The 22,465-nt window shown below is 48.2% G+C and carries 19 protein-coding genes; 2 read left to right on the forward strand and 17 right to left on the reverse strand.

Annotation, left to right across the window (positions count from 1 at the left end; all coding sequences use genetic code 11):
- Positions 1-13: 13 nt before the first annotated feature.
- From hpt to FPE01S_RS01730, 5 genes are all read right to left on the reverse strand, one after another.
- Entirely contained in the window at positions 14-553 is a 540-nt protein-coding gene (gene hpt / locus FPE01S_RS01710) for a hypoxanthine phosphoribosyltransferase (protein ID WP_046367209.1), read from the reverse strand.
- A 1-nt stretch (position 554) separates the two neighbouring features.
- Positions 555-1,727 (reverse strand): glucosaminidase domain-containing protein, encoded by a 1,173-nt coding sequence (locus FPE01S_RS01715; protein ID WP_083990108.1) that lies wholly within the window; start codon positions 1,725-1,727, stop codon positions 555-557.
- Positions 1,724-2,365 (reverse strand): O-methyltransferase, encoded by a 642-nt coding sequence (locus FPE01S_RS01720; RefSeq protein ID WP_046367210.1) that lies wholly within the window; start codon positions 2,363-2,365, stop codon positions 1,724-1,726. Before FPE01S_RS01720 ends, FPE01S_RS01715 begins: the two co-directional genes overlap by 4 nt.
- Before the next feature lie 24 nt (positions 2,366-2,389).
- Positions 2,390-3,085 (reverse strand): LOG family protein, encoded by a 696-nt coding sequence (locus FPE01S_RS01725; RefSeq protein WP_046367211.1) that lies wholly within the window; start codon positions 3,083-3,085, stop codon positions 2,390-2,392.
- Between the two features lie 94 nt (positions 3,086-3,179).
- Entirely contained in the window at positions 3,180-4,643 is a 1,464-nt protein-coding gene (locus tag FPE01S_RS01730) for a sodium:solute symporter (RefSeq protein ID WP_046367212.1), read from the reverse strand.
- Positions 4,644-4,684: 41 nt separating this feature from the next.
- On the opposite strand from FPE01S_RS01730, the gene FPE01S_RS01735 reads away from it, so the two are divergent.
- Positions 4,685-5,224, forward strand: a complete 540-nt coding sequence (locus tag FPE01S_RS01735) for an LOG family protein (RefSeq protein ID WP_083990109.1) — start codon at positions 4,685-4,687, stop codon at positions 5,222-5,224.
- Between the two features lie 14 nt (positions 5,225-5,238).
- Here FPE01S_RS01735 and FPE01S_RS24540 read toward each other — a convergent pair whose 3' ends face one another.
- From FPE01S_RS24540 to ygiD, 11 genes are all read right to left on the reverse strand, one after another.
- Positions 5,239-5,850 carry a hypothetical protein gene (locus FPE01S_RS24540; protein WP_052955436.1) on the reverse strand — a complete coding sequence of 204 codons (612 nt, stop codon included), beginning with the start codon at positions 5,848-5,850 and terminating at the stop codon, positions 5,239-5,241.
- Between the two features lie 130 nt (positions 5,851-5,980).
- Positions 5,981-7,030 carry a PorP/SprF family type IX secretion system membrane protein gene (locus FPE01S_RS01745; protein WP_046367213.1) on the reverse strand — a complete coding sequence of 350 codons (1,050 nt, stop codon included), beginning with the start codon at positions 7,028-7,030 and terminating at the stop codon, positions 5,981-5,983.
- A gap of 17 nt (positions 7,031-7,047) precedes the next feature.
- Positions 7,048-10,710 carry a T9SS C-terminal target domain-containing protein gene (locus FPE01S_RS01750; protein WP_046367214.1) on the reverse strand — a complete coding sequence of 1,221 codons (3,663 nt, stop codon included), beginning with the start codon at positions 10,708-10,710 and terminating at the stop codon, positions 7,048-7,050.
- Between the two features lie 69 nt (positions 10,711-10,779).
- The gene (recG, locus tag FPE01S_RS01755; protein ID WP_072053937.1) at positions 10,780-12,909 is read right to left on the reverse strand and encodes an ATP-dependent DNA helicase RecG; all 2,130 of its coding nucleotides are present in this window, start codon (positions 12,907-12,909) and stop codon (positions 10,780-10,782) included.
- Positions 12,910-12,924: 15 nt separating this feature from the next.
- Positions 12,925-14,130 carry a glycosyltransferase family 2 protein gene (locus FPE01S_RS01760; protein ID WP_052955437.1) on the reverse strand — a complete coding sequence of 402 codons (1,206 nt, stop codon included), beginning with the start codon at positions 14,128-14,130 and terminating at the stop codon, positions 12,925-12,927.
- A gap of 99 nt (positions 14,131-14,229) precedes the next feature.
- On the reverse strand, positions 14,230-15,390 hold the full coding sequence (locus FPE01S_RS24545) for a sugar transferase (RefSeq protein WP_052955438.1): 1,161 nt from the start codon (positions 15,388-15,390) through the stop codon (positions 14,230-14,232).
- Positions 15,391-15,423: 33 nt separating this feature from the next.
- Positions 15,424-15,828, reverse strand: coding sequence for a response regulator (locus FPE01S_RS01770; RefSeq protein WP_046367216.1), 405 nt, complete (start codon positions 15,826-15,828; stop codon positions 15,424-15,426).
- 289 nt (positions 15,829-16,117) lie between these two features.
- Entirely contained in the window at positions 16,118-17,275 is a 1,158-nt protein-coding gene (locus tag FPE01S_RS01775) for a glycosyltransferase family 2 protein (RefSeq protein WP_046367217.1), read from the reverse strand.
- Positions 17,268-18,203: an ROK family protein gene (locus FPE01S_RS01780; protein ID WP_046367218.1), complete on the reverse strand. Its 936-nt coding sequence runs from the start codon at positions 18,201-18,203 to the stop codon at positions 17,268-17,270. Before FPE01S_RS01780 ends, FPE01S_RS01775 begins: the two co-directional genes overlap by 8 nt.
- A 15-nt stretch (positions 18,204-18,218) precedes the next feature.
- Entirely contained in the window at positions 18,219-19,595 is a 1,377-nt protein-coding gene (locus FPE01S_RS01785; RefSeq protein ID WP_046367219.1) for a sugar porter family MFS transporter, read from the reverse strand.
- Between the two features lie 19 nt (positions 19,596-19,614).
- On the reverse strand, positions 19,615-20,448 hold the full coding sequence (ygiD, locus tag FPE01S_RS01790) for a 4,5-DOPA-extradiol-dioxygenase (protein ID WP_046367220.1): 834 nt from the start codon (positions 20,446-20,448) through the stop codon (positions 19,615-19,617).
- On the opposite strand from ygiD, the gene FPE01S_RS01795 reads away from it, so the two are divergent.
- A complete protein-coding gene (locus FPE01S_RS01795; protein ID WP_052955439.1) occupies positions 20,449-21,048 on the forward strand; it encodes a class I SAM-dependent methyltransferase in 600 nt (199 codons plus the stop codon).
- On the opposite strand, the gene FPE01S_RS01800 is transcribed toward FPE01S_RS01795, so the two are convergent.
- Positions 21,045-22,448, reverse strand: coding sequence for an aminopeptidase P family protein (locus FPE01S_RS01800; protein WP_046367221.1), 1,404 nt, complete (start codon positions 22,446-22,448; stop codon positions 21,045-21,047). The two genes, FPE01S_RS01795 and FPE01S_RS01800, sit on opposite strands and share 4 nt — an antisense overlap.
- Positions 22,449-22,465 lie beyond the last annotated feature (17 nt).

Raw genomic sequence — 22,465 nt, forward strand, 5'->3', positions numbered from 1 at the left:
TTGAAGTGCGGTATTATTCCTCTTTTAACCGGTAAATTTCCGGAATATTCCTTCCCAATCCATCAAAATCAAGCCCATAACCCAGAACGAACTTATCGGGAATAGAAAATCCCAAATATTTAATACCAATTGGAAATTGGGTGGCTGATGGCTTGTGAAGCAAAACTGCCAGTTCGAGAGAAGCAGGCTGCTGGTGATGCAATTGAGGAAGAAATTCATGAAGTGTCTTACCGGTATCCACGATATCCTCCAGGATGATTACATGGCGCTGATGGATATCAGTATCCAGGCCGATAGCGGTAATTACCTGGCCGGTTGATTTAGTGCCTTTATAAGAAGCCAGCTTGATGAAACAGATTTCTGCATCTATAGTGACAGCCTTGAACAGGTCAGCGGCGAAAATAAATGAGCCATTCAAAATTGAGATAAACAGTGGTCTTTTGCCTGCATAGTCATGGTTGATCGCTGCAGCAATTCGGTGCACCTGTTCCTGGATTGCGGCAGCAGTCAGATAAGGTTCAAACACCTTATCCCTGATATTAACTGTCGGCATATTAATTCGTGTAGATGATTAATTCCTGGCCTGAATGCAGGCTATTGGATGTGAGCCTGTTCCATTCCCTGATCTGATCCGCGCTTACACCGTATTTCCTTCCTATACTAAAAAGGGTCTCTTTCGTTTGTACTACATGTCTTTTAGTCACAGCGGGCTGGCTGGTCACAACAGGTGAAGAAGTTGCAAGTCGTGGAGCTTTGGTGGATTTTTCACGAAGGTTGATCACTTCGCCCGGCATAGGTTCCTGTCCCGCATTCAGCAGGTTAAGTTCGAGAATGGATTCATAACGGACACCTTCGGACTGTGCAATATCATACATTGTTTCCTCAGGTACTACAATATGCTGTGCGTTCACGCCTGTTTTCCTTTTTCGCTGCAGAAACACAAGCTGATCGTCTGCAAGTATATCTCCCTCTCCCGGCGTCATGTCATTAAATTCCAGGAGTCGGGATAAGGTCAGTCCATTCTGATTGGCAACTGCCAGTAATGACGTCCCTCCTTTTACAAATACAACCGGTGTCTCATTGATCTCAAATCTACCGGCAGGATAGGCGGGAAAAATTGGCGCAATCACCTTCTCCGCATTATTCTCTGCCACAGCTTCACTGCTTCCCTGAGGCGCTTTTAAGGCAAGATCAAAGTCTGCAGTTTCCCTTCCCAGGGCGATCAGGGTATAGTGCTGGAGATCGTAAGTTTCGATCAGGCGGATCAGTATCTGAGAATACTTGGGATTTGTGGCATAACCGGCTTTTCTCAACCCGTGGGCCCAGCCTTTATAGTCTGTCGGCTGCAACTGAAACAGGAAAGCGTACCGGCTTCCGTTACGCAGGAAATCTGAATGGTCCTGATAGGATTGATAGGGATCGGTATAACTTCTGAAACATTCCCCGCGCGCGTCGTCATCATGATAAACTTTTGCTCCTGTCCATACAGATTTGCACTTGATACCGAAATGATTGTTTGATTTCAGTACAAGCTCACTGCGGCCTGCTTCCGTTTCATGAATACCCTGTGCCAGGGTAATAGAAGCGGGAACACCAGTCCGCTGCATTTCAGCGATTGCCATCGCCCTGTAGGTATTCACATATTCCTGGATAACATCAGCAGGCTGAGCATGTGAAAAAACACCTGAAAAACAGAAAATAACAGTATAGAATAGGATCCTCATCATCTATTTTTTTGCAATAACAGCACCCCATCCCGGAGAGTCAGCAACACGCGATCCACCCGGTTATCTTTCAACACATGGTCATTAAACGCCTGAATGGCTTTTGCAGATTTTCCCGTAACGGGTTCTTCCAGTACCTGTCCGTGAAACAAAACGTTGTCTGCGATCACCAGCCCGCCCTTCCGTAATCTCGGCAATACCAGTTCATAATAATTGATATAACCAGGCTTGTCTGCATCGATAAAAACCAGGTCCCACGTAAATGGAAGAGATGGAATAACAGACCCGGCTTCACCGGTATGTTGTACGATCTGGTGGCTGTATGCAGAGGCTTCAAAATAATGGCGGGCTGTATTTACTTCCTGCTCACGCAATTCAATGGTGTGCAACTGACCGTCAGCGCGAAGGCCTTCAGCCAGGCAAAGGGCACTATAACCGGTAAAGGTTCCCACTTCAAGTATATATTGGGGAGCAACAAGCCGGGACACCATTGCCAGGAATCGCCCCTGGAGGTGCCCGCTTAGCATATGGGCTTCCTTATGATGGGCATAAGTATCCGCGGCTACCTGCTTCAGCAGGTCCGACTCCGGAGACGTAAAACGTTCTGCATATGCCTGGATGTTGCCGGGAATAAGCTCCACTACAAAAATTTGGTGCGAAATTACTCAGAAATTCGGTTGTAACGGGTTCTTGCTGTAAAACTGCAACATATGTTCAGTCACTTCCTCGGCCGTGTCCACAACTGCCAGAAGGTCAAGATCAACGGCCGATATATATTGTTCATTCAACATGGTTGACTTCAGCCAGTCCATCATACCACCCCAGTAGGATTTCCCGACCAGGATCAGGGGTACCTGTGACATCTTACCGGTCTGGATCAATGTAGCCACTTCAAAAAATTCATCCATCGTACCAAAACCGCCGGGCATCATGACAAAGCCCTGCGAGTATTTGGTAAACATTGTTTTGCGTACAAAAAAGTATTCAAAATGAAGATTGGAGTCGCGGTCGATATAAGGATTGGCATGTTGCTCAAACGGAAGTTCAATATTGAGTCCAACAGACTTACCGCCACCCAGTTGCGCGCCCTTATTGGCTGCTTCCATAATACCAGGTCCTCCCCCGGATATGATACCAAATCCTTCTCCTGCAAGTTTTTTTGCAATATCTACGGTCAGTTCGTAGGCTTCATGCCCGGGCTGGGTCCGGGCAGAACCAAAAATGGATATGCATGGGCCGATTTTCGCAAGGGCCTCAAATCCATCTACAAATTCCGCCATAATTTTAAAGATCTGCCAGCTCGAATGTGCTTTTGATTCACTCCACCGCCTCTGTTTGGTCATCCGTATCGTATCGTTCATACACTCGTTTTAAGGGTTTGGAGATAATAATGCCACCCGTTGTTGACCAAGGATGGCATCGTAATCCTGCTTATAACAAGAACGTATTTTTTCGTCAATTAGTTTGTTTTGCAGCAGTTTTTTTGGATATCATTAACAGACCGAGGAATGTAAGTAACCCATTGATTACCAGTAGCTCAATCCCTATCTGGAACCCTTCTGGAGAAGCTGCAAGATACTTGCTTAGCAAATAACAGATCACTGGTGAAACAAGGCAGATCAGGGTTACCCATCCATTATCCGGAAAATTGCGTTTGGTCAGTATGCCAAAGGCGAACAGGCCCAGCAGCGGGCCATAGGTATATCCTGCCAGATCGAGTATTATATTGATGATGGATTTATTGTCCAGCCATTTAAAGATCATAATGCACAACAGAAAGACAACCGTAAAAGTGAGGTGTACCGTACGGCGGATCTGTTTCTGTCGCTGATCAGTCAGTAAGGGATCTCTCTTTATTCCCAAAATATCAATACAGAAAGATGAAGTCAGTGCAGTGAGTGCGCCATCTGCACTGGGAAATAACGCTGAGATTAGCGCAATGATAAAGATGATTCCGATAGCAGGTGGTACATGGTTCAAAGCCACTGTCGGAAAAAGATCGTCTCCTTTAACCGGAAGCTGGTGCTGCTCTGCGAACAGGTATAGCAAACCACCAAGGAGCAGGAAAAGGAAATTGACGAATACCAGCACCACACTGAAGCTGATGATATTCTTCTGGGAATCGCCCAGTGTCTTCACCGAAATATTCTTCTGCATCATTTCCTGGTCGAGTCCTGTCATCGCAATGGTAATGAACGCGCCACCTATGATCTGTTTCAGAAAAAACCCTTTGCTGTTGACATCTGTATTGAAGATCCGCGTAAACCCTTTGGTCGAAATGGCATCCATAGCGCCGGTAAAATGAAAACCAAGTTGCTGCATGATATAGAAAACGCAGATCACCAAACCCAGGAGCATACAGGATGTTTGCAGTGTGTCTGTATATACGATCGTTTTTACACCACCTTCGAAGGTGTAGAGCAATATCATCAGCAGGATAACAATCGCCGTTACTATAAACGGCACGTGCAGGGCATCGAGTATAAAAATCTGCATCACATTGATAACAAGGTACAGCCGTGCCGTCGCGCCAACGGTACGCGATATGATGAAGAATAATGCACCGGTCTTATAGGCAACGGTTCCGAATCGGTGTTGCAGATAATTATAGATTGATGTCAGGTTCAGGCGGTAATATAGCGGCAACAATACGAAGGCGATCACCAGGTATCCCAGAAAATATCCCAATACCACCTGCATATAGGTGAAGGCATTGGCTGCCACTGTTCCAGGAACGGAAACAAACGTAACACCACTCAGTGAAGTACCGATCATGCCGAAGGCCACCAGGATCCAGTTGGAATTCCTGTTGCCGATAAAAAAACTGTCATTGTTAGCGTTGCGCGAAGTAAACCAGGCAACAATCAGCAGAATTACAAAATAGGCCAAAACAAATCCAAAGAGAAGCGACGCTGACATAGACGCATTTTTTTGTAAAATAGTTACTTTAGTACAATTATATGAACATTAAAGCGATCGCCGTTTTTTGCGGATCTCACGCCGGAGCAAATCCGATGTTCCTTTCACATACAGCTGAACTGGGAAGACTACTGGCAATGCTCGAAATCAAACTGGTTTATGGCGGAGGAAAAAAGGGCCTGATGGGCGCTATCGCCGATGCTGTATTGAAGCACGGTGGAGAAGTAATGGGCGTAATTCCCAAAATACTCACTGAATGGGAACAACAACACGAAGGGTTAACCGAACTGGCGGTAGTGCCTGATATGCACAGCCGAAAAAAGATGATGTACGAAATGAGTGATGCTGCCATCATTCTTCCCGGCGGGTACGGGACAATGGATGAACTGTTCGAAATGCTGACATGGAATCAGTTGAAAATTCATGATAAGAAGATTTACCTCCTGAATTCAGCCAATTACTACCAGTCGCTGATCCATTTCCTGCGGCATGCAGAAAAGGAGCAATTCCTGTATGACCCCCTGGAAGAGCGCATTATTGTATGCAATAATCCCGTGGAAATTTTCAACAAGATTACCTGAAACCAAGCCAAAATCTATCGGCCACCACCCAGGCCGAAACTGAATCCGATACTGATAAATGGCTTGTTCCCGTATGGCGTGGATGGATCCGTAGGCAAATATCCGGTCTTATTCAGCAAGTCATATTGCACCATGATCATCAGGCCCCCGACGCTACCCATCGGTAATACACCGCCAGCACCAAGCAAGAGTGACGGCATTATGCCACCGTTGACTGAACTTTTGGAATCACTGAGGTAATCTGTATAACTTCCCCATATGTAGTTCAGTTCAGGCTGTACCTGAAGGAACGCCTGGGGAATGGGGAAAAAACGGCCAAATATGTTCATGCCGGCAACGCCATAGTTTGACCGCGCAACCGTCTCATTATCATATCCACGCGTCCGAATCTGGGTATATTGGCCATTGATGCCGATCCCCGCTGCAATCATCTGGCTGAACCGGTAACCGGCCTGAGGAGAAACATTGATGAAGGTGTAATCGCCAAAACTCATCCCGAAATTGCCGCCGATAAACATCCTGCTCTTGTCAAATCCCTTTTTCGCTGCCGAATCCTCGTCATACTGCGCAGTTGACTGCGTGATCATCGTTACCACCAGCGCAAGAGCCATCAAGAGTTTTTTCATAATTATGTTTTAGGTCGGTAATTGCCAATAATTAAGAGACAGTTACAGGCAGTGCTTCGCTGCCCGCCAATCAGGCTGCACCCGGCAAGCCGGTGTAAAAGTCGTAAAAATAGTTTTGCGGCAACACTTATCAGAAACGGGGACACAGAGATTGTCGCTGACTGCCGTTATAATCGCTGTAAAAGCCCTGTTTCAGGAGAGAAAACTCAATGGCCCCACGGGAATTGTTATAGGCTGCAAGCGAAGATGTGGTAACATCGTAGGTAAAACTCATCCGGAAATTCTTCCATTGAAAACCGATCAGCGGAATAATTGATTCTCCTGCCCTGTAAAAAGCCCCCCCGATAAGCTGAACTTCACCATCGCCGCTGAGATTATAATTGGCACTTCCCCCCAATACCAATTCATTGGCCGTAGCCTGGCTGGTATAATATCCCATGGGGTTAAGTATAACCTGGTCATTCAGTTTAATGCTGGCACTAAGAAATCCGATATACCGCATTGCCAGGCGATTGTCAAAACCACTCTCCGTAAAAAAACTTTCTTTCGGCCGGTTCAGGTGATGCACCGAAAAGCCACCATTAATGTACAGATTGTCCGTCGGGAAATAAGCATAGTTGAGCCCCGCCTGGATATCCATATAAGTAATGCTGGTATTGGTAAAAACCACATTGGTGGGTAACCCCGCATCGAAAAAACCGGTCGCCTGGTTGAACTGGTCAGGGAACTTCAGTTTGGTCGGGTCGATTCGCTTATTTGACATTCCCACATTAAATCCCGCCGTAAGCAAACTTGCATAGCCAAGCATCTGGTGGTATGCAATAGAACCGTACAATTTGGTCGAAGTAAGATTTCCGCTACCGGCCGCATCCCTTAATAACACGCCACCCAATCCTAGCCACCCGTTTTCAAAACGGTCACGGAAAACCTGGGCATCACCATAAATGCTGAACGTCTTATAAGGCACCGACATCACATTCACCCACTGGTTACGGTAATTGGCGCCAATACGGTAGTCCGCATCGGGTATAAAACCGGTGTTCGCAGGATTTGTTGTCAGCGGTGAATTGAAAAATTGGGAAAAATGCAGATCCTGACCGATAGCCTGCCCTTGCGCCAATACGGCCAGAATAAACATCAGGGTCCAAACTTTACCGGGTTTATATATTATGCAATCCATTTCCCTTTCATTAATGGTTATCGGATCAGAGTGATATCTCCTTTCTTGGTGGTTCGGGTGCCGTCAATGAACTCGACTTCCAGCACATAGGCATAAACATCCATCGGTTGCACCACACCATTATAGCGACCATCCCAGCCACCTTTAACCGTATGCGATTCAAATACCTTCTGCCCAAAACGATTGTAGATCATGAAGCGCATTTTTGAAATACCAAAGCCTTTCACATAGAAAATATTATTAGGTGCATTGCCCAACGGTGTGAATGCATTTGGCAGATCAATCCTGGGTACCACGATTGCTTCAACCGGTTGGCAAACGGTATCCACACAACCACTGGCATTGGTAGCTTCAAGGCATACATCAAACCTGCCGGAACTGTTGTACTGGTGTTCCACCTGTGCGCGACTGGTTGTTGCCTGTGTTTCGCCATCGCCAAAAGACCAGTTAAAACTGATGGCGTCTGGTGAAGATGTGTTGGTGAAAATATGCGGTGTATTCTCCACCGGAACCACCGGCGCATAAGTAAACGCTGCAGTAGGCTTGTCCTGCACCAGCACGCTCTTCGTAATCCTGTCTGTTACATTACAGGTGTTGGGATCCGTGGCAGTTAGTGTCACCTGGTAAGTGCCCGCATTATTGAAAATCTTAACGGGTGTCTTCTCGGTAGAAGTTGTACCGTCGCCAAAATCCCATAGCCATGTCATTCCGGCAATACTGGTATTGGTAATAATCGCATTATAGGGTGCGCAACCATTGGGAATAATGAAGTCTGCTTTCACAAGCGGACTGAGATAATACTCTTTAATAATTGCATCATCAACATTACAGAAGATCGTATCCCTCAATACCATTCTCACCTGATAAGAACCAGCTGATGCAAAAGAATGCACCACCGGCTGCACACCAGTGATCAATGTCGTTCCATCACCAAAGTCCCACAGGAAGCTCGAGTCAGTGAAGGAGTATCCGGCGGGAGGCGTGGAAAGGTTGGTAAACTTGAAAGTCAGCGATTCGCAGGGCAACTGTTTGGCGCCTGTAAAATCCAGCTGCGCCTCTGCAGCACTCACCTTCACATGTATATAGGAGGTGTCAGCGATATTACAGGTGTTGGAGTCAATGGAAATCAATCTGACCCTGAACAACCCAACATTGTTATAGGTATGCTGAATCTGCCCGTCGGTGGTCTTCACATCTGGTGAACCATCGCCGAAGGACCATACATAGGTCTTTGCATTGCGAATGGTGTCTTTCAGCAGAACAGTTAACGGCACACATCCCATGGTGTCTCTCACGCCGTTGATATAGGATGCGACCCCTGAACCAACACCGGCAAAATTGAAGTGAATTTTTACAGCTGCAAGGTTGCACTGTGCTCCATTTCCATTCCCGCTGGGATCATAGGCTCCCGAAAATCCATTGGAACAACACCAGGCCCCTGGTGTTACGGGAAAACGCGGCCGCGGATTCGAACCAGTAAAACAGTTGGCACAAATTGCCTGGTAGATCACACCATTCTGATCATAACGGCTGGTTCCACCGTCAACATGCTCCGACAGATCACCGTTTTGCCCAAAGAACGATGCATATAATAATTCAGTCGCATCGCGTTTGATCACTATAAAATAAAAATCATTTCCATCTGTGGTCTTCTTAATCGCATCAGGCGTTACCTGCATGCCGAAAGTACCCTGCATATTGAAACTGCCGAGATTGGTACCACCCCAGCCGGAAACATATACGTTCTGGCAACGGTCAACCAGAAAAGCCACAGGTGAGATATTGGGTTTGCCCTGCGCCGTACCGAAAGTAGTGCGGTATTGCCAGTCGGACAGATCTTTCTTTAGTTTCCCTACAAACTGACGCGCATTGTCTGTGCCATATACCGCATTGATCTTTGGCATATTTCCGAACGTTATCCCCATGGTATAGGGATCGCCAAAACGGTCGAATTCAAATCCCAGTACGGCATCCCGCTGATTCGTACCGATGTAGGTGGATTTTTTGACTGAAGTGCCGTTACCTGGAAACACAGCAATGAATCCATCTGTTTCGCCGCCCTGGTAGCTTGAGCCGACTGTTCCTGCATGGCTTCCGGGAAGATCATCGCTTTCTGTAGAACCGGCAATATAGATGTCACCGTCAAGGGGGTTGATGCCGACAACAAATGCAGCATCACGTTTTGAGCCGCCAAAATAAGTTGACATCAACACATTGGACAGATCAGGATTTGTCTTGATCAACACACCATCCTGCTCTCCGCTTAAACTCCTGTTAGGAGCGTTAGCGGTAGTATAGAAATTATCAGACTGAGTACAGGATGCCAGGTAAATATTGCCACCCCCGTCAATGATCACTTCACTGCGGGCATCATCACCATAAAAATTAATCAGCCCGTGAGTTCCGCCCTGATGGCTATTGGCAGTATTAAGTCCATCGTCTCCACCACCTCCGATCCGGATTGATCCGACCAGCGCTGTACCAGCCGGATTCAATTCAGTCAGCACGATATCCCAGCTCCCCTGAGGTCCATAGGTATTGGCGGGAACGGTAACAGGATAATCAGGAGAGTGCGTCCGCCCGGCGATAATAAGGTTGCCACGGTTGTTAACAATCAGGCTGTGCGGCTGATCTGATTCTTTTCCACCGATATAGGTTGCATATACCCGGTTCGTCCCCAGCGGGTCGAATTTCATGATTCCCATATTGAATGGTGAAGTACCGGCTGACCCCCTGTAGTCTTCCTGAAATGCGCCGTCTGACACCGGAAATCCGCTACCAAAAACTATTCCCCCGGAATATAACGTTCCATCCGGACCATAGGTGGCGGTGTATCCCCAGTTGTCCGAACGGCTTTTTGTAAACGTTGAGAATATCAGGGTTGGATCAATCACCAGCAACTGCTGCGGATCATAGGAACCAAGAGAAAATCTCACAGTATTTCCCTTTACCTGGTAACGGTTAGACACTTCAGTCCTGCCCTTTCCGGAGGTTTGATAGGTATACGGATTAAGTTCGGTAACTGTGCCCACTGAAGTACCTACCATAAGCTCACCCTTTTTCACGGCAAGCTTGTCGGTACCTTTATACTCGAGTACGATGCTGGAAGGATCTCCCCCGGGCCGTACAATAAATTCATATTTCACCCATCCCTCTTCGGTATAAAACCGCATATCAATGTTGGGATAAACATCTTTGTATACAACGGCACCATATATCCGGCACCCTCCCGCCCATTTGCTTCTGTCATCTCCCAGCATGTAATTGTTGTAGCCCGGCAACTGTTTATCGCCTGAGATCAGGGGAGCTGGATTGCCACCTTTTAATTCTACCGTATATGCGTGAGAACGAAGGGTGATTTTATCTTCATCTACCGCTGTTGCAGCTTTGCGATAGGTTTTGCCGCCACCACCTGATCCACCCTGTCCGCCTGGCTGCTCATTGCCATGTGCAGCCGAAAGGTGTGAATCGAATTTTGCAAGGTCTGCTGGATTGTGCTGAAGGATAGTGAAGCCGTTGCTGCGCAGAAAGAACGCACCGTTATCCAGCTCCCCCATGAATTTTACACGCTGATCCCACTGCCCTTTATTCTCAACGAATTCCAGGGAGTTGGTATTTTTCTGTGCGAATGCCGACACAGAAAATAGGGTAATCAGAAATATGGACAGAAATCTTCCCAAGGTCTATTGAATTTACATCAAATAAATGAATACCGCCAGCCGGGGTCTCGATTAAAACCACTTTAATATCTACGAAATTTTACTCCAGGCAAGTTTCCCTTTCTGCGATTGTAAAAAAGCCCTTAACGCCGTATGCGCGGGATCCCTTAATTCAGGGTCGGATTCCACCAGTGCACCTGCCATCCTTTTCGCCTGTTCCAGCAATTGCCTGTCAGATACAAGGTCCGCCAGCCTGAAATTCAGTTCCCCGCTTTGCCGCGTGCCTTCGATATCACCCGGTCCACGCAACTCAAGATCTTTCTCTGCAATAAGAAATCCGTCATTCGTAGCACACATTGTCTTCAACCGCTCACGCGCGTCATTGTTGACCTGCATACCTGTTAATAATATGCAAAAACTTTTCTCCGCCCCTCTTCCCACCCTTCCACGAAGCTGATGCAGCTGTGAAAGCCCGAACTTTTCTGCGCTTTCTATTACCATTACACTTGCATTTGGTACGTTTACCCCCACTTCAATTACTGTTGTTGCCACCATGATGTGAGTGTCATTTTGGACAAACCGTTGCATATTGGTTTCTTTCACATCTGCGGCTTGTCTTCCATGAACAACACTGATCCAGAATCTCGGTTCAGGAAAAAAGGCTTTGATATTCTCATAGCCGCGCATAAGATTTTCCAGGTCAAGTTTGTCTGACTCTTCTATCAGCGGGAATATGAAATAGGCCTGCCGTCCTTTGGCTATTTCTGCGCGCACAAAATCCATCACACTGGCCCTCGCATGTTCATAACGGTGAACCGTGCTGATGGGTTGCCGGCCTGGTGGTAATTCATCAATTATGCTATAATCGAGATCGCCATATGCCGTCATCGCAAGTGTCCGGGGGATTGGTGTAGCGGTCATCACCAGAATATGTGGCGGAACTACAGCTTTTTTCCAGAGCCTCGCACGTTGTGCAACGCCGAAACGATGCTGTTCATCCACAATAGCCAGCCCAAGTTGGTAAAAAACCACTTTGTCCTCCAGCAAGGCATGCGTTCCGATTACCCAATGTATTGAACCATCTGCAAGCCCGGCCAGGATCATTTTACGTTCTGCAGCCCGCGTTGAACCCGTCAGCAAAGCAATTTTCAACGGCATCTTTTTTACCAGCTCAGAAATACCGGAATAGTGTTGCGCAGCCAGGATTTCGGTTGGCGCCATAAGCAGGCTCTGAAATCCGTTGTCGGCTGCCAGTAACATAGTCAGTAGAGCCACCATGGTTTTACCGCTTCCTACATCCCCTTGTAACAACCGGTTCATCTGCCTCCCCTGGCCCATATCTGCCCGGATTTCCTTAAGTACCCTTTTCTGAGCGCCGGTAAGTGCAAACGGAAGATGCTGCTCATAGAATTCATGGAACAAATTTCCTACCTGTCCGAAGACAACTCCTTTTGAATACCGGTGCCTTTCCAGCCTGATCAGGCTTAACCGGAGCTGTGCAAGGAAAAGTTCTTCAAATTTCAGGCGTTCAACGGCCTGGCGCCAGGCTGCTTCGTTAGCCGGAAAATGAATCTGCCGATATGCTTCAAACCTGCTGGGAAAACCAAAAGTGGCCACGAGTTTTTCAGGGAGGTTCTCGGGCAGATCTGCCGGCTGCAGCGCCTGGAGTAGCTGGCCCGTAAATTTTGCCAGCTGCCTGCCGCCGAGGGATTTCGCTTTCAGCTTTTCGGTGCTGGGATAGATAGGTTCCAGTGTAGAACGACCACCCGCCTTTTCGCGCGAATACAACTCTATCTCAGGGTGGCTGATTTGCGCCCGCCCGTTAAACTGTCCCATTTTTCCAAAGACCAGGTAAGACTGTCCCGTTTCCAGGTTCTTCTGGATCCAGTGAATGGCCTGGAACCAGATCAGATCCAGCTCACCCGTATCATCACGAAGGGTTCCGATTAACCGCTTGCTCCTGCCCTCACCCAATACCTGCAATTGAACCAGTACACCGGCAGTCTGCACATAATCATTGGCACTTGTTGCCACCCTGATGGGATCCACCCTTGTTTTGTCAATGTGTCTGAGAGGAAAATGGTCCAGTAAATCTTTGTAGGTGAAAACAGAAAGCTCTTTTTTGAGCAGGTCGGCTCGGAGAGGGCCCATTCCTTTCAGGTACTCAATCGGGCTGGATAGTATAGTAGCGTCAAAATGAATGGAAACAATTTCGCACAAATTTAAGGGCGTACTTTATTTGGGAGGGGGTTTGACGCCTGTAAATGTTTTGGGGGTATGTATGAACTCCTTGCGGCCCTTTTTTACCCGGAATAGCGCCTTCATCATGCTGATCATCAGCATGGGCAGGCTTAATAATGCCGCGACGGTCTGGTAAGAATAAAACCGCGAGGGAATAGCGATTGCCAGGGTGAGCATAAAAAACAACAGCAGGCTCAGCCACCAGCCAGGTAAGGGAAAGAACAATGACCAGCCGGTCAGATAATGCACGGATACCAGTAAAACAATAGCCAGGAAAACGACCAGGTACAGCGACCTGGGCAACAGGAGATTCTGAACGAGTTTGTTAACATACTGCCGGTTTTTGGGAATGCCTTTCATATCCGGTTCCAGAAACCGCCGCACATGATACCATTGCGCCTCCATCCAGCGGACCCGCTGTTTTTCAAATACTTCATGACTCGATACTTTTTCATCCAGTACCCAGGCATCCGGAATGAAATGCATCCTGATACCCCGCTTCAGCAATTGCATATCAATTTCCCGGTCTTCTCCGGGATTCTCAAGAATCGGCCTATAGGTAAAGATGGACTTCAGCAATTTTGTTTCAAATGCCATCCCCGATCCCGACGGCGCTGCAGAAAACCCCAGCGCCTGTTGTCCCAGCCTGAAAAGATGATTATTGATCTCCTCGCTGATGGCATCCAGCTGGGCTACATTCGTTTGCAGATTCTTAGCCGTCCGGTGACACTGCAAAGCATGGTGCCCCGCCTGGTAGTATTGATTCACCAGTTTCAGGCAGTCATCCTTCATGATATTGTCCGCATCCAGTATCATCACCATGTCATACTGGTCCTCTGACAGGCGCTGCAATGCGGCATGGATGCTTTTTGATTTCATTCTCGCCTGCACTTCAATCACCCGGACGCCCAGGTTCCTGAGTTCTTGCACTGTGGCCGACTGCAATGAATCGGCAATCACAATCAGATCAAACAGCTCTGCCGGATAATTGTGCTTCAGTGCTTCCACTGCAGAATGTACAATGATCTGATCATCGCGGAAACAGGGAATCAAAACGGCAAATTTGGCGAGTCTGGCAGTTTCGGGAGGAGGTACTTCCTTATACATCATACCGGCAATAGATACTACCAATAGGTAGGTTATACTGCAGAACAGGTAAATAAATACTATCAGGCCGATAAAATAGATAACGGTCAGCACGGTTTGGGAAAATAGGTAAATTTCAAGGTATCACCAATTACCCTAAACGAAAAGCCGGCACTGGCCGGCTTTTACCACAACTTAAATAACATTAATTCGTCATGCATTTTCCTTCTGGATCAAAGCCGGGGGCGTTTGCGCAATAATCCAAAGGTCATACAGGAAATTCTGTTTTTGGGAATAGGTAATATCCAGTCTGATACGCTCTTCAGTGGTCATGCAGTGCCGGTTCTTTTTGTGAATCTGCCAAAGTCCGGTAATTCCTGCAGGAGCCATAAAGCGGATCGAAAATTCATCTGTTGTAAGCATTGAAGCTTCGTAAAGCGGTAAAGGACGATTGCCAACAAGCGACATGTCGCCAAGCAGTACATTGAAAAACTGGGGTAACTCATCCAGGCTGGTATTCCGCAACATCTTCCCGATCCTGGTGGTACGGGGATCATTAGTGACTTTAAAAAACACTTTCTCCTTCTCTTCACCGAATGTATTCAGATGCTTCAGCTGTTCTACCTGCTTCTCGGCGCCGCAACGCATGGTGCGGAACTTAAGAAAATTAAAAACCCGGTAACCCCTTCCGGCCCGCTTGGAAATATAAAGTACCGGTCCGTTGCTTTCGAGTTTGATGGCTGCAGCTATCAGCAGCATTAATGGCAGCGTTACCAGAATGGCCACAGATGCAAAAAAGATATCAAAAAGGCGACGGCCAGAATTCAGCGTTGCATTTTTGCGGAGTGCCGCCAGAATATCGAGCTTCTCCTGTGACTTTTTAAGGCTTCTTTGTTTTACCTTTTCCAGGAACTGGATCCGTTGTACCAGTTTATTATCAGCCTTCCGGGCATCAATCACATCATCAAAAATCCGCATCAGCATCGCCGGATCCGGACAATCATTGCTGGATGTTGACTTGTCCATGATCACAGGAATACCCCGGAATCGCACATCCGCACGGAGATAATTGACCAGTTCGGCTACAGCCGGAAGTGACATTTCACTATCGATGATAAAAACCTGGGGATACGATTTCTGTTGTTGCTCTATCCTTTTCAGGATGTTGAGGGCTTTTACAGTATTCTCCGCCGCATAGCCTCCATCGAACAGGTTCACGAGGTAGTCGATGCTGCGGGTGTTTTTTCCGATATAGAAAAACTCACGTGACAGTATACGCGCTACAGGAGCTTTGTCCTGCTCGCGGTAAACTGAGTATCTTCTGTAAGTTGGCGCCGTTTGTGGAGCGGCAGTTAGCGGTACAATTGATTCCATTCAGGTAAGATTTGCGACAAGGTGTTAAAAAAACTATACCACCTTCAACCTGTTTAAGGAAGAAAGGGGCGGTGCTTTAACCAGGGCGTCAAGTCTTTGCTTAAGATCAATTGGATTGAAAGGTTTCTGGAAGCTGGCTTCCACGCCTAAAAGACGGGACTGCCTTAAAACTGTTTCCTCAGGCTGAGAAGAAATTACCACCATGGGTATGTGTTGATACAATCCGCTGGTCTTGAAATATTCCACCAGTTCCCAGGGTTCTGTGTCGGGTAATTCCGGGTCTATCACGATAGCATCGGGTAAGGATGCCTGAGATATATAGTGAACCGCCTCACCGCCTTCTGCAGCAGTAGTGGTTACATAATGATCATGAAGGACTGTTTGCAATAAAAACCTGATGGCCTTGCTTTCAGTAATCACGAGTATCTTTTTTTTCATCCCTGAATAATTAAGTTGTATTAAACTCAATTTTTCAATAGGCATGCCATTGGAACGGTTAGGTCTTCAAAAGGTATCTAGAAAGTAATCCACCGGATATTACTATCCGAACATCGTAATAACACTGGAGTTCTTAGGATTTGTGGAAGAAAGCTATCAGGCCTGGTTCAGAGGATTTCGATCAGGTATTGTGGGATAAAAGTAATATATATTTCCATTTCCGGAAATGAATCGGGATAAATTTATTATTACCAGCGTGGATTTACCCGGACACCCGGACATATGAATATTATTTAACGGGCATGGTTAGCCGGTCGGATTTTACCCACCTGCTGTCGGATTTTCCCATCGCGTAGTACAGCCACCCCCGGATCACCGAAAGGTTCATGAACGAAAAGTAGTATGGGATATATACGAATGGCCATTTCGTATTAGTCCGGACCCCTATCCAGCCGATCAGGGCCAGTCCGTAAAATACAAGTTGCAACAGGTAAATGAACCGGTAAGGCTCACCCGCGCCTGAAATGACCAGGCTGGCGTTAAGGAAGAAGAATAAAACCAGGCAAACAGGTGCCAGCGTCCACCGCAGGACACGGTGGGAAACGTACATAAAGCTCAGTAAGGGGTGTTTCCAGAATTTCAGCAACTCCCGGAGCCGGATCATCGCCTGTACCCCCCCTGCGGCTATCCGGATTTTCCGCTTTTCCTCTTCCCGGATACTGGCTGAACCAGCTTCCACGGCTTTAGCCCCAGGTTCATACCCTACACGGTATCCCTGCAGGCAGATCCGCAACGAAAGCACAAAATCATCCAGCACGGTATCCGGCTCCAGCGGGATGTACAAGTCTTTCCGGAATGCCAGCAACTCTCCGGCAGCACCAACCAGGGTGAGGACTTCAGCATCCTGCCGTTTAAGATAGGATTCGTATCTCCAGTACAAACCCTCCCCTTCTTCCAGCACGGCTTTTTCTCCCGAAACAGCCCCGTTTCTGCGATCGTCAAAATGGGTTGCCAGCCGCTCGAGGCTCCCCGCCACAAGATGGGTATTCGCATCGGTGATTACCACCCAGTCTGAACTGACCATTTCCATTGCGCGGTTCAGCGCAGCCGCCTTTCCCCGCCTGACCGGATCATGAAATCCGTGAACCTGCGGGAAAGCAGCCACAATCTGCTCACTCCCATCATCTGAGCCGTCAGTAAGCACCCAGATCTGCAATTGTCCTCCCGACCAGGACTGCTCCAGCGTGTTCCGGATTTTTGTACCTAAAACAGCTGCTTCATTAAATGCGGGAATGATAACAGTAACGGAAACAGGCTTACCCAAACTTTCAGACACAGAAATCCCGCGCCTGCGGACCAGCCGGATCAGCGTAATTATCATGGCATACCCAAGGTAGGTATACAACACTACCAGGAAACATAACCAGTATACAACATAACTACCCATGCAGACCTGTCACCTGATCTCCGGCAACCAGTGCCGCAGCGCCGAACACACCGGCACTGTCACCCAGAACAGGTTTCAGCACAGGTACATCCAGCCGGTTATTGAAGATGAAATGCTCCAGCGACTGGAGTCCTTTTGAATAAAGACTATCTATATTGCCTACTCCACCACCAATTACGATCACATCCGGATCAAGCATATTGGTGATCATGGCAAGGCCCTTTCCGAAAAAATAATGGAGCCTGTCCAGCATTTCGACTGCAGGCTTTTCTCCTTCCGCCGTTCTGGCCATGATCTGTTTCAGATTCAGTGGTTCACCACCCGCCTGCTGGTAATAACGCTGCAACGCCGGACCGCTCAATATGGTTTCAACGCAGCCTGACTTCCCGCAATAGCAGGCCCCGCCTGACTCATCCAGAAATATATGCCCCCATTCCCCGGCTATTCCATGCAGGCCATTCCAAACCCTGCCGTTAATAACCAGTCCGCCACCCACACCTGTTCCCATAATAATGCCGAACACCATACGCGCCTGCGGATGTTGTTGCTTCACCACGCCCCAGTGCGTTTCCGCAAGCGCAAAACAATTGGCATCATTGGCCAGCACCACCGGTATACCCAGGGCCTTCTCCACATCCGCCTGCAAAGGCTGACCATTCAGTGCAGTGCTGTTACAGTTCTTCATCGTATGCAGCCTGGGATCCAGCACCCCCGGCGTACCTATCCCGATAGCGCCGGGCTGAAGGCCGCTTTGCTCCTTCATCTGCTCTACCAGTTTGGCGATCTGCCCGACAATGTGATGATACCCCTTTACCCCTTCCGTATCAACCCGGGTCCGTATAATCGGTTGAGGATTATCCAGGTCCGGAAGGATCACCCCCTCAATCTTGGTTCCGCCGAGGTCAATTCCCCAAATCGGTGCTTGCATAAATAACGCGTTTTATTATTTTTCAATGCCAAGATCCCGCTGGATCTGCTCAAGACTTTTCCCTTTTGTTTCCGGAAGAAACTTCCAGACAAACAGCAGATGCAGTACCATCATTACGGTATAGAAAAGAAAACTGTAATAACCGCCGCTGGGACTGCTTTCCACAATCACCGGAAAAGTCCAGCTGATTATGGCAGCCATGATCCAGTGGGTAAAGCTACCCAGGGAACCTCCCTGTGATCTCACTGAATTTGGGAAGATTTCAGAAATGAACACCCAGATCACTGCGCCCTGGGAGAACGCGAAAAATGCAATGAACCCGACCAGGTACCAAACCACGGCACCGTTACCGGAAAGCTCACCTTTGAAAGCCCATGCAGTCAGCCCCAGGAAGAGGATCATACCGAGTGAACCGATAATCAGTAAAGTTTTTCTGCCGAACCGGTCAATAAAACTCATGGCCAGCAGCGTAAAAAGCAAATTCGCCAACCCGATAAATACGGGCTGCAGGTAAGCCTGGTCATGTCCATATCCTGCCATTTCAAAAATTCTGGGTGCGTAATACAGGATCGCATTGATGCCCGCAAGCTGGTTAAACATAGCCAGCAATACTGCAAACAGGATCGGTTTGATGAACTTCCGCTGGAACAGCCTTTCGTTGATACCATTCCGGGCAAGGGCATGCTCTTCACGGATATGAGTCAGTGCCTCCGTATCGCCCGTCCGCTCAAAAATGCGGCGCGCTTCATCATCACGATTGTTCAGAACCAGCCACCGGGGACTCTCCGGGATTGTTCTTACCAGGATGGCGAATATCGCTGCAGGCACCAGCATAATGCCAAGCATCCAACGCCAGGAATCGTCGCCCAGGCCCTTGAACAGGAAATTGGTAAGGAAGGCAATAAAGATCCCGAATACAATATTAAGCTGGAAGGAACCTGCAAGCCGGCCCCTCATATGGGCGGGTGCGATTTCTGAAATATACATTGGCCCTACAACGGAAGACGCCCCGACAGCAAGCCCCCCGACGAAACGGAACAAAACAAATAACGCCCATACGCGCGTACTCGCACAACCTATGGCGCTGACCACATACAGCAGCGCAATAAACATCAGCACCTTTTTTCTGCCGTACCGCTGGGCAGGAGCGCCGGCAACCAGCGAACCAAGTACAGTGCCGATAAGGCTGGAGGCAACAGTGAAACCCTGCCATCCCGAACTGAGCGACCACAATTGCTGGATCGTTTTCTCAGCACCGGATATCACGGCCGTTTCAAATCCGAATAGGAATCCGCCCAAAGCGGCAATAAGGGAAACGCGAAGTGCATAATAGGAAATCGGACGGTGAGTGGAGGTCAGGGCACCGGGATCTTTTTCAAATATGGTTTGCATGTCATAAATCTATGAAATACTACCCGAATCTTACAGAGGTCATCGTAAGTGATCCGCCCACTGCCCGGTCATTAAAAAATGCGACGGGTTCACCATTCCCCTGCAGACCTAACATATAAATGAGCGGATAATAATGATCCGGGGTCGGAATTGCCAGCGATGCAGGTTTTCCCATCCGGCTGTAATGGATCAGCTCATCATGATTGCCGTCCGAGATCGCCAGCTTGAATTTTTCATTCATCTCCAGCGCCCAGTCATATCCATAGGATGGTTCACCGAGTTTATCCCACGCGACCATTCGCAGATTATGAACCATATTACCGCTGCCGATGATCAACACCCCTCTTTCACGCAACTTTCGCAGTTCAGCAGCCAGCGCATAATGGTAAGCAGCATCCCGCCCGTAGTCGATACTGAGCTGCAATACGGGAACATTGGCATCAGGATACATGTGCCGCACCACCGTCCAGGTACCGTGATCCAATCCCCAGTCGTGATCAAGGCCCACCTGTGTGGACTTTACCAGATCGGCCGTGGACTTCGCTAAAACCGGGTCTCCCGGAGCAGGATATTGCACCTTAAACAGTTCTTCGGGAAAGCCGCCAAAATCGTGGATCGTACGGGGTTGCTCCATTGCAGTGACATGTGTGCCACGGGTCAGCCAATGGGCAGATACCACCAGCACTGCAGTTGGTGTTTGTATCGATGCCGCTGTACCTGCCCAACCCGCCGTAAAATCATTTTGTTCAATACCATTCATGGGAGATCCATGACCGATAAACAATACCGGCATAATATTGCCATCAGTTGTCAGACCGTCTGTAAACCGGTTAAATGCTTTAATGCTGTCCATATGTCAGTATATCCGCTTTTGCTCCACGAATTCCAGCTATATCAACAAACTGTTGGTATTTATGTTCCCGATCCCGAAGTGGTACGCCGTGGCAGTACCAACCCCTTCCCCTACTGGACAAAAATCTGGCCCGCTGCCCTGGCGCTGTCAGCCTTCCTGCAACGACAACCGGAATGGATAGCCAAAAAAAATGTGCTGGAACTGGGCGCCGGCCTGGGCCTTCCCGGATTCACCGCAGCGTTCAGAGCAGCATCCGTAGTCATCAGTGACAACAATTCCTCTTGTATCCCGGTACTGGAGCAAACCGCCCGTCACAACGATTTCTCCAATGTTTCCATAGAAATGCTGGACTGGAACAGCCTGCCAGATCCAATCTCCGCAGAATGTATCCTGTTAAGCGATATCAATTATGATCCGGAACAGTTTCCGGAACTGCTATTGTTGTTTCAGCAATTCATCCGGCAGGGTAAAACCATTCTGCTCAGCACTCCTCAACGCCTGGTAGCGAAAAGCTTTCTGACCCCTCTGTTATCATCTTGTCGTTACCATGAACCTGGTGGCCTGTACGATGGCATGGAGACCAGCATCTTCATTTTTTAGTAGCGGGTCTGCACCATGGCTTCTACTTCAGCTGCCGTGGTAGCCAGCGGCTTTCCGAATAGCCGGGAGCCTGTTGCGGTTATCAGGTAATTGTTTTCTATCCTGATGCCCGTAAAATGACGATATTTTTCCAGCAATGGATAGTTGATCATGCCTGCCAGTTTATTTTCCGCTTTCCATCGATCGATCAATTCAGGAATAATATAAATACCAGGCTCAACAGTGAGTACATATCCGGCTTCCAGTTCCCGGCCCAAACGAAGGTATTTCCATCCGAAATCCTTGCGTTTCGCCAGTTGAGGCGAATACCCGACATATTGTTCACCGAGGTCTTCCATATCGTGTACATCCAGGCCCATCATATGCCCCAGTCCGCACTGGAAGAATAATGTGTGTGCTCCTTCCTGCACGCCTTCTGCGGGATCACCCATAAACAGACCGATTTCCTTCAATCCCTGCAGCAATGCTTCACATGCCAGCGCATGAATGTCAATGAACCGCTTTCCCGGATGCAATTGTCCGGCTGCACGCTCCAGGGAGTTCAGCACAACATCATAAACTTCCCTTTGCTGATTGGTAAATTTCCCTCCTGCCGGAAAAGTCCTGGTAAGATCACCGGCATAATGCATCACCTGTTCTGCGCCGGCATCCAGCAATACCAGGTCGCCGTTGCGTATCGTATTACCATAATAATGATTGTGCAACACCTGTCCCTCAATGGTACAGATCACATTGTATGACAACCGTCCCCCGGCAGCATGCGCTACCTCCAGCACTTTAGCAGCCAGCTCATGCTCCTTCATTCCGGGTTTCACATGCTTCATGGCGGCATGATGCATATCCACACTGATAGAAACCGCTTCTTCGATGGCTGTTGCCTCAATCGCTTCCTTAATGGCCCGTTGCCGCACCACGGCTTCGATCAGGGGAACAGATACTTTATCAGGCACCTGCGCCACGGGAATCCCGAACCATTCAGCCAGCCGCATCTGGTTCAGCTCGCGATAAGGCGGAAGGTAATGAACAGTATGCAGTGCCCCCGCTTTCTTCAGCCAGCCAGGCAGCGCATCAAATGGTTCAACGGTAGTGATGCCTGCCGCGGCAGCCATTTCACGCAGCGAAGGGAGGGGTCCGGTCCAGATAATCTGATCCATAGTCAGCTCATTGCCAAAAAGTATCTCTGCACCCGATTCCGGATCTATTACAGCCGCCAGTCCGGCAACATCCAATCCAAAATAATAGAGAAAAGTACTGTCCTGACGGAAGGGATAGGTATTATCGCGGTAATTCATACCGCTCTCCTCATTGCCCATTAACAAAATCGGGCCACCGGAGATTCCTGAACGGAGGACTTCTCGTCTTTTTTTATATGTCTCTGCGGGAAATAGTTTAAAATGCATGACCAAAATTAGCCTTA

The sequence above is a fragment of the Flavihumibacter petaseus NBRC 106054 genome (genome assembly GCF_000974785.1).
GTDB classification, from domain to species: domain Bacteria; phylum Bacteroidota; class Bacteroidia; order Chitinophagales; family Chitinophagaceae; genus Flavihumibacter; species Flavihumibacter petaseus.

What these genes read in the sequence shown, in the direction of transcription:
- hpt (WP_046367209.1), bottom strand. Translation starts at nt 553, where the DNA reads ATGCCGACAGTTAATATCAGGGATAAGGTGTTTGAACCTTATCTGACT.
- FPE01S_RS01715 (WP_083990108.1), bottom strand. Translation starts at nt 1,727, where the DNA reads ATGATGAGGATCCTATTCTATACTGTTATTTTCTGTTTTTCAGGTGTT.
- FPE01S_RS01725 (WP_046367211.1), bottom strand. Translation starts at nt 3,085, where the DNA reads ATGAACGATACGATACGGATGACCAAACAGAGGCGGTGGAGTGAATCA.
- FPE01S_RS01730 (WP_046367212.1), bottom strand. Translation starts at nt 4,643, where the DNA reads ATGTCAGCGTCGCTTCTCTTTGGATTTGTTTTGGCCTATTTTGTAATT.
- FPE01S_RS01735 (WP_083990109.1), top strand. Translation starts at nt 4,685, where the DNA reads ATGAACATTAAAGCGATCGCCGTTTTTTGCGGATCTCACGCCGGAGCA.
- FPE01S_RS24540 (WP_052955436.1), bottom strand. Translation starts at nt 5,850, where the DNA reads ATGAAAAAACTCTTGATGGCTCTTGCGCTGGTGGTAACGATGATCACG.
- FPE01S_RS01745 (WP_046367213.1), bottom strand. Translation starts at nt 7,030, where the DNA reads ATGGATTGCATAATATATAAACCCGGTAAAGTTTGGACCCTGATGTTT.
- FPE01S_RS24545 (WP_052955438.1), bottom strand. Translation starts at nt 15,390, where the DNA reads ATGGAATCAATTGTACCGCTAACTGCCGCTCCACAAACGGCGCCAACT.
- FPE01S_RS01770 (WP_046367216.1), bottom strand. Translation starts at nt 15,828, where the DNA reads ATGAAAAAAAAGATACTCGTGATTACTGAAAGCAAGGCCATCAGGTTT.
- FPE01S_RS01775 (WP_046367217.1), bottom strand. Translation starts at nt 17,275, where the DNA reads ATGGGTAGTTATGTTGTATACTGGTTATGTTTCCTGGTAGTGTTGTAT.
- FPE01S_RS01780 (WP_046367218.1), bottom strand. Translation starts at nt 18,203, where the DNA reads ATGCAAGCACCGATTTGGGGAATTGACCTCGGCGGAACCAAGATTGAG.
- FPE01S_RS01785 (WP_046367219.1), bottom strand. Translation starts at nt 19,595, where the DNA reads ATGCAAACCATATTTGAAAAAGATCCCGGTGCCCTGACCTCCACTCAC.
- ygiD (WP_046367220.1), bottom strand. Translation starts at nt 20,448, where the DNA reads ATGGACAGCATTAAAGCATTTAACCGGTTTACAGACGGTCTGACAACT.
- FPE01S_RS01795 (WP_052955439.1), top strand. Translation starts at nt 20,449, where the DNA reads ATGTCAGTATATCCGCTTTTGCTCCACGAATTCCAGCTATATCAACAA.
- FPE01S_RS01800 (WP_046367221.1), bottom strand. Translation starts at nt 22,448, where the DNA reads ATGCATTTTAAACTATTTCCCGCAGAGACATATAAAAAAAGACGAGAA.